The organism is Methanolobus chelungpuianus (assembly GCF_024500045.1).
GTDB classification, from domain to species: domain Archaea; phylum Halobacteriota; class Methanosarcinia; order Methanosarcinales; family Methanosarcinaceae; genus Methanolobus; species Methanolobus chelungpuianus.
Genome location: NZ_JTEO01000004.1, coordinates 620,274 through 633,589, shown reverse-complemented (window position 1 = coordinate 633,589; position 13,316 = coordinate 620,274). Strand labels below are relative to the sequence as shown.

Sequence of the window (13,316 nt, the reverse complement as noted above, 5' to 3'; positions counted from 1 at the left end):
AATAAGCTCCGGTCCCATATAACATGGGGTAGGCATTACATTGCCTCATATTGAATATTGAAGGGGAGTGATAACTGTGGCTGTGCCAGAGATGTTGTCAACTAGTGCTATGGAAGGAGATAAGGTAGTAAACGAAACGGGCGATAAGCTTGGAGATATAAAAGACGTAATGATAGATATGCAGACAGGCACCGTTGCTTATGTTGTGTTGTCTTTTGGCGGCTTCCTGGGTATGGGAAATAAGCTTTTTGGCGTCCCTCTTGAAGCCATGAGGAAGAAACCTGACGAGCACGCTTTTATTCTTAATGTTAATAAAGAAAGGCTTGAGAATGCTCCGGGGTTTGATAAGGACCACTGGCCCGGCACAGAAGCCGGTGAGTCGTACAACGACTACGTAATGAATGTCTATGATTACTACGGATATGAATGCCCCTACAAGGCACGCATATACGGAGAGGCGCTGGGAACGAGGGACAGGTCGCTTGAGGAGCCGGCAGGTACTACCATTGAGGGCCTTGGCGGCATTACCGAGAGAGGAAGGACACTCACGGAGTTTGGAAACCCTGATCTTGAAGAGCCAGGTGGAAGGACACTGAAGTATCCCAGAAGAAGGACCACGGAGGAAGAGATCCGTGCCCGCGATATGCAGGAATGTGCTGCCGAGGCCAGTGCAGAGACACGCCAGGTAAGTGCGAGAGAAGTGAGGTCCGAGGCACGTGACGATATCTATAGCATATTGTCAAGCGAGCACGACAGGGTACTGGGCCTGTTCGACGAAGCGATAAACAGTGGTTCGAAAGACACTTTCATGCAGATCAGGTCTGAACTCTACTCTCACATGAGCGGGGAAGAAGAAGTCCTTTATCCGATGCTCAGGGACAGGAACGTGACACATGATATTGCCATGGAAGGCTATCAGGAACACCATATAGCCAAACTTCTGCTCTCGGAACTTGAGGTCATGGATGAGAGAAGCGATATGTGGATACCTAAGCTCAAGGTCCTGCAGGAGAATGTGAGACATCACGTCGAAGAAGAGGAAATGCACATGTTCCCTGATGCACAGCGTGAAATAAGTACAAGCGAATCAAAGGAGATAGCGCAGAAGTACCTGGAATTCAAGGACCATTACAGGGTATGACAAAATATACCCTCAAATTTTTATTGCTTTGAATTTTTATGTTTTTGAAAGCCGGCCGTTATAGGCCGGCATCATCTCTTCTTAGTTCCCATCGAACTTACTTTCCTGAGAACTCTTTGCTCAAATCTGCTGCTGTCTGATATTTACGGTCTGAAATATTCTCCAGATCTGACATGACATCCTTGGAAGCCTTATGGTCTTTGGCATACTCAATGACTTCCTTCTTCTCTTTTGGGTAGTCAATGCCCTTTAAAGCTTCCTGTACAGCTGCGACATTGCTTTTCACATATCTCACCTCCCCTTGGTTTGGCGGTATTTACCCCCATACTCCTTTGGGGGAGTACTATTATAAAAATGTACTTAAATAAAAAAGTCAACGTAAAATAGTTAAAATGAGATTGAATTTATATTTGCGATGTATTATTCATATCTGTTTTACTTTTCTGCCAGACCAAAGCAATGGCACAATTGATCCACCTGCTGCGCCCGGCAAAGGGAAGAATCCTCGTGAACAATCTCCCGATACTGGGTTTCACAATTCTTATATAAACTCGGGCCCCATATAACTTAGGTGAGGTAAAACAGAGTGCCTCATATCGAAATTAAAAGGGAGTGTTATTAGTGGCTGTACCAGAAGTACTATCTGCCAGTACAATTGAAGGGGATAAGGTTGTAAACGAAAAAGGTGAAGATCTTGGAAGCATAAAGGACATAATGATCGATCTGGAGGACGGGTCCGTATCATATGTCGTATTATCCTTCGGAGGATTCCTAGGCCTTGGGGACAAGTATTTCGGAGTGCCCTGGCAGGCAATCCACAAGGATCCCGGCTCGCACAACTTCATTCTGAACGTCGACAAGGAAAGGCTTGAGAATGCACCCGGCTTTGACAAGGACCGCTGGCCAGGTACCACAGACGAAGCTCACCGTGAGTACGTCACCAGCATCTATGATTATTACGGCTATGAGCAGCCGTCACTGAGGAGAGGTGAGGTAGAGGAGAGAAGGATGCGGTCCCTTGAGGAACCTGTTGTCATGTCAGGTAATGAATATGAGAGAGCCTGGAGACATGAGCCTGAAACCAGGATACGCGATGAAGAGCGTGAGCCTGTGACCATGGGTGCTGAAGAAACAATGGCTGCAACGAGTCGGGGAGAGATCATAGGTGCCGATACTACTGCCCCTATAGCCGCTGAAAGGACAACTATGAGAGGGGAAGGTACCACTGTAATCGCAGCAGCTCCTGCAAGTGGCAGGCAGATCTATCAGATACTCAAGGACGAGCATGACAGGGTACTGAGCCTGTTCGACGAGGCTATAAGGAACGGTTCAAGGGACACCTTCATGCAGATCAAGGATGAACTTGGCGCACATCTCAATGGCGAGGAAGAACTCCTGTACCCGGTGCTCAAGGGCGAGAACAGGACCCACGATATCACCATGGAAGGCTACCAGGAGCACCACGTGGCCAAGATATTATTATCAGAATTGGATACAATGAGTGAGAAGGATGAGATGTGGACATCCAAGCTTAAGGTCCTGCAGGAGAATGTGAGGCACCATGTAGAGGAAGAAGAGAAAGAAATGTTCCCGGCTTCCAGACAGGTTCTGAGCGACCAGAGGGCAGGAGAGATCGCACAGGAATACCTTGCTTTCAAGGACAAGTACAGAACTGTTCACGGCAGGAGATAAACAGCTACTCTTACGGCAACTGCGGGGTTCTCTCTATCCCGCACTTTTTTTACCATCCTTTTTTACCATATCTTTTAAGCAGTCCGCGTGTCTTCAAAGTGATTCGCAAATAGTAACCACAAAGATGCGGAGTCATGGACTTAAGGAAAAGCGGGATATGCCTTTCCTTTGAATAATGATGCAGGAGAACATTCTCTCCCGCATTTTTCAGTAGAAGGCAAAGTAGATGATACTGGTAATTGCCATGCTGCTAAGCCCCATCACGATGCCGCCCATGGTGTATGTTTTCAATATCTCGGGAGTCTCCATATCCGCAAGATCGCCCAGTATCCAGAAGAAAGGATCGTTGAAATGCGATATCAGGAAGGTCCCGGAAGCCATGGAAAAGAGCACTATCTCCGCAGGCAGACCCAGTTGTGGCATTATAGGCACGACCAGTGCCGAAGCAACGAAGAGCGTTACCATCCTTGAACCCTGCACGGTCTGGATAGCAGCTCCGATAAGGAACGGGATAAAGAGCGCAGGTATGCTTGAAGTGATCAGCATATCGCCAAGCGCCTCGCCGACACCTGCAAGTGCCAGGGTTGCCCCGAGGGCTCCGCCGCCGCATATATCCAGCATTACAAGACCGCTCCGCCTTATGCCTTTCTCGACCCATGCCCTTACATCCGCAGAAGAGAACTTCCTGGTGGGCAGGACCATGGCGACCACAGCCCCGGACATGAGCGCCATGCCTGGATTACCTATGAAATAGAAGATGTCTGCATGCGTGGTTATGCGCATAAGGATAAGTATCGTCGGTATAATAATAGGTGCATAACATGCAACCCTGGTGGGGAGGACTTGCGTCACAGCAGGGTCCCTTTCCGGGGCCGTGTACCTGAAATAGTCCTCCCTGTTCTTCATGCTGAAGACCTTCATGATGTACAGGTATCCTACAAGGGATACGAACACGGCAATAATCACACCTGTGACCATTACCCTTAATGCACTTATCTCAGTGCTAAGGCCAACATCCCTTACGAAGGCATAGATACCGGGTGAAGGATATATCAGGCCGAAAGAGACCATTGTGCCCAGTGCAAGAGCACCTTCTGTTACACCTTTTTTAAGCTTGAGCTTCTCACTGAGATCCTTGGCCACCGGGAGAAAGATTATGAATGCCAGTATCAGGCACATCATAGGCACTGCGAACATGAATCCCAGGAGGAAGAGAGCCAGTACCGGCTTTTTGAATATCCTGATGATATCGTCAGCTATGATAGAAGTGGCACCGCTCCTCTGGAGGATCACTCCGATTATACTTCCCGCAGTGACCACAATGGCGAATTCCGCAAAGATACTGCTCATTCCGGCTGCGATAGCCTCCATAGTTCCTTCTGTCTCGCCTGCCAGAAGCCCGACCAGCATAGAGCCGCCTATCAGGCTCAGGAAAGGATGTATTCTTAAGCGTGCGGTAAGTATCAGAATAAAAATCAAAGCTACTACGAAGATAGTTATTGGCCCCATCATACCCCATTTAATCTAATCAACGCAATCTTATTTAAACCAGCTGGCTCCTTAAAGGTTTTTAGATAGGCCGGGGTGAATGTAAAAAAGTACTTGACCCCTATAATGTGCAGAATAAGCCGATGCTCCTGCCTGTGGAAATCGCATCCATCGTTTCATTCGCCTGGCTGGCAGGCACGCCTGCCAGCGGTTATCATGATCAGGAAAGCATGCGTATCCCGGCGCGCAGTAAGGATAAGAATAGGGATAAGAATCCGCACAAGTGAAATAACAAAAACCAGAAGCAGATTAGTTTCCAGGACGGGCTTTAAGTACTACACAGAACTTATAGCCAGTCCCTAAGATCTTTAGCGAGGATTTCTCTCTTCGACGTACAGGAGATACAGGCAGCTGTTCTCTCTCATCTCCATGAAACCCTGGGTCTCGGAAATGCCCGCTTTTTCAAGTAACACCTTCTTCCATGACTCCGGAGGCAGTGCGATATCACCTGTGTATGCCTTGGCGCCGATCTGGGCATACTGCAGAGGCTTGCCGGCTATCTTTATCCTCTTGGCAACCTCTTTCCTGTAGGTCTGGTGCATCATGCATGCGCTGTGGGCAGCAGATGGCTGTATCGTATGGTTGTAATGGTCAGTGGCTTCCATGTGGACAGGATTGAAATTGCCTATACGCTTGATGTATTCCCTGATCGCCTTGGAGAAGGGACAGATGTTTGTCACAAAACCATACTTGCTTATCTGCCTGATACTCTCGAAGGATGAGAACACAGACTCTCCGTTGGAGACGGCGTTTGCGAAGTCGTCCCATGTCTCGTATTCTTCCTCAGGCACGGACTTGGCAAGTGATTCGGCCTGGCCGACCATGTAATTTGTAAAGCCTTCCACTCCCTGCTTATCTGAGATGTCCTCAAAGAAGAGGAAGACGGAAACATCAACGAAAGGATTGGATTCGATATTCTCTGCCATGTTATCACCTTTATTCAACTATCTCCTCGCCTGCACTCTTTCCCTTCACGATAAGAGCGAACACGCAGGACGCACTGCGCAGGATACTTTTGATGTGGCGCTCGTCCACGTTTATTCTCGCAAGGTTCTCGGGAACCATCTTCACGTCGCCGGTCATGCCCTTGTTCGCAAGCTGGAGGCATTCAAGCGCCTGCTTTGCAACTGTGATGTTATTGGCCGCTATCTCCCTGAATCTCTGGTGGGTGATGCAATAATTAGAGACAGCAGAATCCCTGATACGGTTATTATAACTGTCGGCAACATCGGTGTCCGAATCGGGGATGGGGCCGATCCTGGAGATATATCTTCTCATGGTCGGTGCCATGGGACATGTCTTCAGTGCGTAGACGTATCCAATAACATCTCCGTCCCTGTCAATAATGGCAAGATCGGTCAGCACGTTAACCTCTCCTTCCACTGTAAGGGACGTCCTCCCCTCTTTCATAGCCACGTTAAAGGCGGGCCAGCCTACGTAGGCTTCCTTTCCCATCCTTTCTGCATAGCTCTCACCTACACGGAGCCAGTATTCTACAACACCTTCCGTCCCAGCTTTGCTGACCATATCATCAACAAGAGAATATATTGCAATGTCCATCATGACTATGGTTCTCCTTATGCGTCTAGCACCATTTGATCTAAATATACTATATTTATATATTAATTGTACTGATAGTTTTTATTCTTTGCTATTGAATTGACAAGATTATATTAAAATAAGCTTATTTTTTTGACCACTGGAACTCGGGGTTTTCAGGATAGAGGCTGGCGGTAGTCATATTGTCCTCCAGGATCAGGCTTTCAGCTTCCTCAGGCGAGGTCACCACTGTCTCGAAAACTTCTTCCCCGGTGACATTATACCTGAGCATGAGATCTCCGCTTTCCAGCCTTAGCAACTGCACGTAATCCTCTTCAGGGACATCAGCACCTGCTTCATATCCATGCTGGCTTCTTGCAGTCCATTTGCATAGCTCCGTGCGTCGATCCTGCTCAGCTGCGCACCAGCCTGGTGATGGCCGACTTTCATCTACCGGTCCAGTGGCCTCGGTCTTATGGGGCCGTTCCTCAGCACATGCTGCACTTAAGCTTGCGCTCACGCCTGAGGCCAGTCCGTTCCTCCCTTGAGGATGCCTCTCTATATTCAGTTTCCTTCTTACGGTCCCGCTGGTTCTGCTCAGGGAATGCAGCATATTCACAAAAGATGCTCCACGCTCCTGTTCTTCGGGAGCCGCTTTCTCAAGATGTCTTATCCATAGGTTCGTCATGAGGGATCAGTTATAGTGTTAGTTCCGGCTGCCTGTTCCGTTCATTCAGGCAAGCATCTTTCCGATAGATTCCCTGAGCTTATCCAGGGAAGCCGGGTCAAGCAGGAGGAACATATCCCCGTAAATGGTATTGAGCCCCTTCCCGTCACCGGCATTATGCACCATGAACATCGTTTCAATGTTCAGCAGTTCTTCAGGTTCGTTCTCTATGAGCGATGAAGCCCTCTTCAGAATATCCATCACCGGTCCTATACTTATCTCCGGAACATCATGAAGCACCCCTATATCAAGGAAAGATGTGATTGCACCCAAGTAGGAACCTGTAATGATGTTTCCCAATTCGGCAAGTGCGGACTCATGCATCGCAGGATCACCGGCCTGCTCCGGATCATTCAGCATCAGGCTGCTCAGCAGCACGGCATTGCTGAACTCAAAAAGGAGCAGGGCAACACCCCTGAGATCCCCTTCGATACGCAACATCACGCCTGCCATCGTTATAGAATCCGGGATGATCATGGCGACCTTTTCCTGCTGCAGCATGCCCACATCGGAAAGGTTGAGCCTTACATTGCGACCGAGAAGCCTTGAAAGAGAGGTTGTGGCGTTTCCCATTCCTATGCTTCCGATCTCCTTGAGAGCATCGGTCACGAAACTGTTCAATGTGTCCATATAACGCATCCTCCCTATCTTTCTTCAGGCTCACTGCATTGCTCTCTGACTTTCTTCGGTCTGCTCCATGTAGAACTTCTCGCCCACATAGAACCGCACATACTCTTCCCTGCCGCCTTTTACAATACGTATCCTTGACTGCACGACATCGGCAATGTTGAGGAAAAGGCCCTCAAACCTCGAAACGGTCTTCTCGTCATGGGCAGGCTTGTTCAAGAGGCCTATAAGCAGGAGCTCGCTGACACTGGCTCTCTCTGCCATCCGTGATACGAAGTCATATATTTCCACTTCCCCTTCACTCACTATCAGGTGTGTGAGAGGCTCGAATATGATGGCACAGTCCTTAGGCAGTTTGCTTGTAAGGTCGAAGAACTTATCCAGCTCACTGACAGGCAGCCTGACTATCCCGCTATCTTCGGAAACTGTCTTTCCGGTAGGGGATATTTCTATGAACTTCATTGCCCCCACATCTATGAGGTCGGCAAGTTTTTCCCTGTAGAGGGCTGTCCTTGGCTGGGTGGATACAAGTACGGTATTGACCATCTCACCATAGAGCCTCAGGCATATCTCGATGACAGCATCCTCGTATCTCATATGGGGCGTATATTCAAGTAGAGTGGATCTCCTGAACAGTTTTGCGGTCTGCTCGAACTCTGCAAAGGCTCCCACCCTGTCATTCATGGGACACTTTTCAATCTCCCTCTCATACCTGCTACATGTATCCATCACGTCGCAGTCCATGCATGAGGTCATGCCCTTGTCAACCACACATTCATATATCAGGCATCTCTCCTCAGCATGCTTGTTCTTAGTCACGCATCCCGGGCACTCCTCGCTCTCATGTTTTTCACAGAGGGAGCATTTCTTTGCACAAGCGGACTTCAGAATCTCGTTTTTCTGGAAGACCATACCCTCAAGCAGGAAATCTCCCAGTTTCTCACGGGGAATGGTCCTGAAGGCAGTATACATCATGAAACCTGCTGCAGCAAATATACTTGTGTAGACCGCGCTCCAGAAGCCGAGATAGATAAGGATCGTCTCTGAAACGGTTGGGTCGGGAACACTGACCGCCACGGAAGGGAAAATAGACGTGGTTATGAGGAAGATCGCTGTGAGTGCAAGCAGCAGCCATGCTATGGACCCTTTCTTTGTCTCGTAATAGACCTTCACCCAGAAGTAAATGGCTGCTATCCCTGCTGAGAGCGAAACAGAGATGAATATGATGTAAATGAGAGTTATATCCGGGGTTAACATGTTCCTTGCACCTTCGATCCTTGTCAGTCTCCTTCTGAGTATTTATATTTAATAACTAATATATTTTTTGGCCTTTGAGGGCACTTTTTACTGTCAGCTCTCCGTTCTCCGTATCCAGGATTATTGTACGCCCGTAGTTCTCACCCGTATCTTCTGCAACAAGCGGGACCCTTAGCTTCTTCAGTGCCTCCCTGGTCGCACTTACATTCCTCTCGCCGATATTGAGCTGGGCGTTAGAGCTGAAGGAGAACATCCTCGCTCCTCCTGCGATCTTGGCTTTGACGGCTTTTCTTGCAGCACCCTCTTCCACCATGCACTCCAGGAGGTATGGTATGCCCGTATCGGCAAACTTTGCAGGGTTATCCTTGGACCTTGCATTCTCAACACTTGGAAGCATTATATGGACCATTCCGCCGATACAGCTTGTTTTATCGTACATGGCAACACCTACGCACGAACCCAGCCCCAGGGTCGAGATCTTAACGGGTTTTCTTGCTACTGCGCTGTCTGCCATTCCTACGACTATCATGATTGTATCAGGTACGCATCCGGTTTATCCTGTCAATGATCACTCTCATGGAAGCGGCGTCCAGGAGCATGTATATATCACCGCTCAGGCTGTGGTACTCATCCTCAGCCTCTATCTCGAACAGGGCGGTCAGTCCCATGATATGGTCCACTTTCCCGTTGAGGTACTTCCCGCACTTATTCAGCACATCATCCGGGCTCCCTTCAACCAGAACAGGCAGTGAGGGCGTCACGGAAATATCAAGGAACCTGGAGAGAGCTGTGCAGTAGGTGCCTGCCAGGATGTTTGCAACTTCAATAGCCACTGAATTCTTCATGTAGCTGTCATTCTCGTACTCCGTGCGTGCAAGCAGCATCTCTGACAGTGTTTCTGAATGCCTCCTGTTCAGCATCAGTATGAAACCGCCGTTGAGGTCACCTATTATCTTGACTGTGACCGCAGACTTGCTGTTGTCCGGGTGTCCGGAAATGTATTCAGGCGCAAGGGATGTAAGCTCGGATGCACTGACCTTGATCTTCTTGCCAACCAGCCGGGAAAGAGCTGTCGTAGCATTTCCCATGCCTATGTTGCCGATCTCATTGAGTGCATCGTAATAGAATTGGTCAAGTATTATTTTCATTTTCCACCTCTGTTGTCAAACCATCTCGTTGATCCTCAAGAGTATCCTGTCCATGGATTCCGGATCGAACAGGGTGAGCAGGATTCCCTCCATCCTGTTTCCCTGCATCGTGAAGAATGTGTCAAAGAGGAATGTGTATTCCACATTCCTGCTCATCTCGATCAGCATCTGGTCCATGATGGCACCAAGCATGTCATAGGTCTGCATTGGAGGCGATATCATAAAGTCAAGAGCCAGGAATTCGGAAAGAGAGCTTACGTAGGAGCCAGCCAGGATGTGTCCGACCTCCTCGATAAGGGACTGGTTCATCGGGTCCAGTATATCAGGAGCCTCTTCACCTGTGATGGTCGTGCAGATCGTTTCGGCAGTCTTCCGGGATAGCAGCATCATAATATAGCCGTTGATGTCCCCGTTCACATGCATGATGACCCCGGATACAACTGTGTCAGCGCCACCGGCCCTTTCAGGCACTTCCTCTATCTTCTCTATCTTAAGTTCAGGAACTTCTATACTTATCTGCTTCCCGACCATTTTTGAAAGAGCAGTAACAGCATTGCCCACGCCGATATTGACTATCTCCTTCAGCGCACTGGTCTGCAGCTCGGTCAGTTCATCCATCCTGCCTATCATTTTTTCTCCTTGACATCGTTTTTATTCCCTGGGCGGGAGGCATCCCGGTCATTTATTGTATATCCTTTCCTTTGCGTTGAAAGGCTTGAAGCGGTCTTTTGAAGGGCCAAGGAGCGTCTCCGTTTTTCCCATCACAAAGAACCCGTTATCATTGAGCCCGTCATAAAAGTCCATGTACAGTTTTTCCTGCAGTTCCTTTTCAAAATAAATGGTCACGTTCCTGCAGAAGATTATATCGAATCCCTTCATCTTTGGGCCTGATATCATATCATGGGACTTGAAGTGTGCCATCTTCCTGATCTCATCTATTATCTGGTAGTGGTTCCCCTGCTGCACAAAATATTTCTTGAGGAATGCAGGCCTGACATCCTTCATTTCCACTTCACCGTAGAGACCCTGCTGGGCCTGCTGCAGGCTTGCCTTATCAATATCGGTGCCTGTGATAGTTATATTGTACTTCCTGATGTTGTCTCCCAGGATGTGGTGCAGAAGCATGGCAATGGAATAGGCTTCCACTCCTATGGAACAGCCTGCGCTCCATATCTTAATGGACCTGAGAGAAGTTGTGCTTTTAGCCTTGATAACTGCAGGGAGAACTTCCTTCTCCACTATGTCATAGACCTCGGTATTACGGAAGAAGTTAGTCACATTGACCGTAAGCGTGTCCATGAGGATGTCAAGTTCCCCGGGATTATCCTTCAGGATCCGGACGTACTCTCCATAGTCCTTTGCACCTGAAGCCCGCAGCCTGACATCTATCCTTCTCTTAAAGTGGGAATCCTTGTAGTACTCGCAGTTGAACCCGAGCCTGTCCTTGATCACACTCTTGAGCATAATAAAGTCAGTATCTTCTTTAGTTGCATGTTTCTCAGCAGTTTTAAGCATTTATACCTCCGGGAACTCTATGCTAACCTTGTTCCCGTCGCTCAGCGGGGTCGTAAAACGAGCGGGGGCACCATTAACTATTAGCCTGATGCTTTTTCCCACAAGCTCTTCCCTGTTAATGTCCATGAATTCAAAAAGATCGGAAAGTATCGGACTCTCATCAATCCCTTCCTTTATTGTGATATCGTCACCGTCAAGCACTCTTTCGGAAAGTTCTGCCTTCCTTCCGTTGACCATGACAGAACCTTCACGGCCATTGAACACAACCTTTTTACCGTTCAGGATCACACTGATGCTCTTTCTCCTTGAAGGTGCTTCGATTATCTCGGCAAGGGTCCAGTCAATCCCGGTCTCGCATATCCGTATCCGGTCCCCCTCGCTTACCACTATGCTGGAAAGTTTCCCCGCATCTACAGGGCTCCCGTTAAGCGTGACATCAAATCGCATCCTGTAGAGGACCTTTGGCCTCTTGTTGACGGTGACCTGTATCCTGTCCTGTGGGCCACTGCCTGCTCTGCCGAGCACTACATCCAGAAGCGTGGCTGCCTGTATCGATACCTCTGACCTGTCAGGTATACTGTCCCCGGGTGATGCCTTCTTCCCGTTCACAAGGACAGGGGTCATTTGTTCTGCTCCCTGGTCGTTGATGATTATGCCGGTGAGCAGTGGGGTTCCGGTTCTGGATGCAAGTTCCCTGACAGTTATGCTTGCATTACTGCCGTCTACGGGCGGTTCGAACTCTATCACGGACCCGTTGCCGACCGGATCCCCAAGGGTCGCCTTCTTCCCGCCCAGGAGGATACCGGCATGTTTGCCTGCATCTCCTTCAACGGTCATGAACTGCGAGTTCACCTTTAGCGTAAGGGCCAGCCCCGGACGCGGATATATCCTTTTTATGTGCGCGGCTACCAGGGCATCCATTACCGTAAGGCTGTTCAATGCCATGAGATGAACAGCTGCACCGTTAACAGTTAGCTCTGTAAACCCGATGCCTGTTTTCCGTATGGATGCCAGGGCTATGCCAAGTGGTGTGATCATGTCGGCGCCTGTGACCTTGCCGGTATTGTCCCTGAACTGCTCTATCATGGCAGGAAGACGGGCTCCTATGCGCTGCACAGGTACTCCCAGATGTACTGAGAGCCGTTCCTTCAGTGTGACAGTCTGGGACCCGCCTCCCACAAGCACCACTGCCCGGGGTGGCTTGCCGTTTATTGCAAGTATCTCGTCGGCTATGTGCCGGGCTAGCCTGTCCACTTCTTCCCCTATGGCAGAAATGACTTCAGCAGCCTGTATTTCTGTCACATTGCCGAAGAAGTCCTGTATCTCCACCTTCTCACAGGCAGACAGCTTCTGCTTTATCTCCTCTCCCTTTTTGAAGTCGACCAGGTAATGGTCGCATATGAAATCAGTGATCTCGTCCCCCGCCTCCGCAACCATGCCGTACCCTATGACAGTTCCGTCACTCGTCACTGCTATATCGGAGGTGCCTGCACCAATGTCCACAAGCGCCAGGTTGAGCTTGCGCATATCCACGGGGATGGCAACGCTCAGGGCGGCGATGGGCTCCAGGGTGATACCCGCGATCTCCATGCCACACCTGGCGAGTACCGCGAACATGCTGTTAACCACAGCTTCCGGCAGAAAGGTTGCAAGAACTTCCACGGATATCGAAGTTCCACTGTGCCCTATGATATTGGAGATCCCCTGTCCGTCAAGTTCGTACCCGATGACCGAATAACCTACGCAGCTGAAGCGCTCATCGCCATCGATCTTACTGCTGGCCCTTGCAACTGCTTCAAACTCGATCTCAGACACTTCCTTTTCAGTGATCTCACGGTATGGGAGTTCGATGGCGACCTTTGCCCTGGAGGTTCTCAATGCCCTGCCGGCAACAGCCACGCTGGCCTTCGTGAGCTTGTATCCGAGCTGTTTCTCAAGCTCTGACTTTACTTTACCGACTACCTCTGCGACTTTCTCAACATCATGGATCTGTCCGTCATGCATGCTGCGTTCATCATGTTCACAGATGCATGCGGCTTTTACTTCCAGAGGCTCTCCTTCGACAATGAGCCCCACAACGGTCCTGGTACCTATGTCCAGGGCAAAGTGGGAACCGTTCATT

General features: G+C 49.3%; 15 protein-coding genes. 3 read left to right on the top strand and 12 right to left on the bottom strand.

Annotation, left to right across the window (positions count from 1 at the left end):
* Positions 1–76 precede the first annotated feature (76 nt).
* On the top strand, positions 77–1,141 hold the full coding sequence (locus tag PV02_RS07775) for a PRC-barrel domain-containing protein (protein ID WP_256622810.1): 1,065 nt from the start codon (positions 77–79) through the stop codon (positions 1,139–1,141).
* Between the two features lie 97 nt (positions 1,142–1,238).
* On the opposite strand, the gene PV02_RS07770 is transcribed toward PV02_RS07775, so the two are convergent.
* Positions 1,239–1,427, bottom strand: a complete 189-nt coding sequence (locus PV02_RS07770; RefSeq protein WP_256622809.1) for a DUF2795 domain-containing protein — start codon at positions 1,425–1,427, stop codon at positions 1,239–1,241.
* Positions 1,428–1,762: 335 nt separating this feature from the next.
* Here PV02_RS07770 and PV02_RS13285 point away from each other — a divergent pair, with 335 nt between their 5' ends.
* Positions 1,763–2,833 (top strand): PRC-barrel domain-containing protein, encoded by a 1,071-nt coding sequence (locus PV02_RS13285; protein WP_256622808.1) that lies wholly within the window; start codon positions 1,763–1,765, stop codon positions 2,831–2,833.
* 207 nt (positions 2,834–3,040) lie between these two features.
* On the opposite strand, the gene PV02_RS07760 is transcribed toward PV02_RS13285, so the two are convergent.
* On the bottom strand, positions 3,041–4,345 hold the full coding sequence (locus tag PV02_RS07760) for a GntP family permease (RefSeq protein ID WP_256622807.1): 1,305 nt from the start codon (positions 4,343–4,345) through the stop codon (positions 3,041–3,043).
* A gap of 104 nt (positions 4,346–4,449) precedes the next feature.
* Between PV02_RS07760 and PV02_RS07755 the strand changes: the two genes are divergently transcribed.
* The gene (locus PV02_RS07755; RefSeq protein WP_256622806.1) at positions 4,450–4,608 is read left to right on the top strand and encodes a hypothetical protein; all 159 of its coding nucleotides are present in this window, start codon (positions 4,450–4,452) and stop codon (positions 4,606–4,608) included.
* An 81-nt stretch (positions 4,609–4,689) separates the two neighbouring features.
* Here PV02_RS07755 and PV02_RS07750 read toward each other — a convergent pair whose 3' ends face one another.
* From PV02_RS07750 to PV02_RS07705, 10 genes are all read right to left on the bottom strand, one after another.
* Entirely contained in the window at positions 4,690–5,307 is a 618-nt protein-coding gene (locus PV02_RS07750) for a hypothetical protein (protein WP_256622805.1), read from the bottom strand.
* A gap of 10 nt (positions 5,308–5,317) precedes the next feature.
* Positions 5,318–5,944: a hypothetical protein gene (locus tag PV02_RS07745; protein ID WP_256622804.1), complete on the bottom strand. Its 627-nt coding sequence runs from the start codon at positions 5,942–5,944 to the stop codon at positions 5,318–5,320.
* Between the two features lie 121 nt (positions 5,945–6,065).
* Positions 6,066–6,608, bottom strand: coding sequence for a hypothetical protein (locus PV02_RS07740; protein WP_256622803.1), 543 nt, complete (start codon positions 6,606–6,608; stop codon positions 6,066–6,068).
* Positions 6,609–6,653: 45 nt separating this feature from the next.
* Positions 6,654–7,277, bottom strand: a complete 624-nt coding sequence (locus PV02_RS07735; protein WP_256622802.1) for a chemotaxis protein CheC — start codon at positions 7,275–7,277, stop codon at positions 6,654–6,656.
* 30 nt (positions 7,278–7,307) lie between these two features.
* The gene (locus PV02_RS07730; RefSeq protein WP_256622801.1) at positions 7,308–8,531 is read right to left on the bottom strand and encodes a DUF3795 domain-containing protein; all 1,224 of its coding nucleotides are present in this window, start codon (positions 8,529–8,531) and stop codon (positions 7,308–7,310) included.
* A gap of 55 nt (positions 8,532–8,586) precedes the next feature.
* Entirely contained in the window at positions 8,587–9,060 is a 474-nt protein-coding gene (locus tag PV02_RS07725; protein WP_256622800.1) for a chemotaxis protein CheD, read from the bottom strand.
* A gap of 7 nt (positions 9,061–9,067) precedes the next feature.
* Complete coding sequence (locus PV02_RS07720) at positions 9,068–9,679, bottom strand: chemotaxis protein CheC (RefSeq protein ID WP_256622799.1); 612 nt, start codon at positions 9,677–9,679, stop codon at positions 9,068–9,070.
* Between the two features lie 15 nt (positions 9,680–9,694).
* On the bottom strand, positions 9,695–10,309 hold the full coding sequence (locus PV02_RS07715; RefSeq protein WP_256622798.1) for a chemotaxis protein CheC: 615 nt from the start codon (positions 10,307–10,309) through the stop codon (positions 9,695–9,697).
* Between the two features lie 48 nt (positions 10,310–10,357).
* Positions 10,358–11,194: a CheR family methyltransferase gene (locus tag PV02_RS07710; protein WP_256622797.1), complete on the bottom strand. Its 837-nt coding sequence runs from the start codon at positions 11,192–11,194 to the stop codon at positions 10,358–10,360.
* Entirely contained in the window at positions 11,195–13,315 is a 2,121-nt protein-coding gene (locus PV02_RS07705) for a cell division protein FtsA (protein ID WP_256622796.1), read from the bottom strand.
* Position 13,316 lies beyond the last annotated feature (1 nt).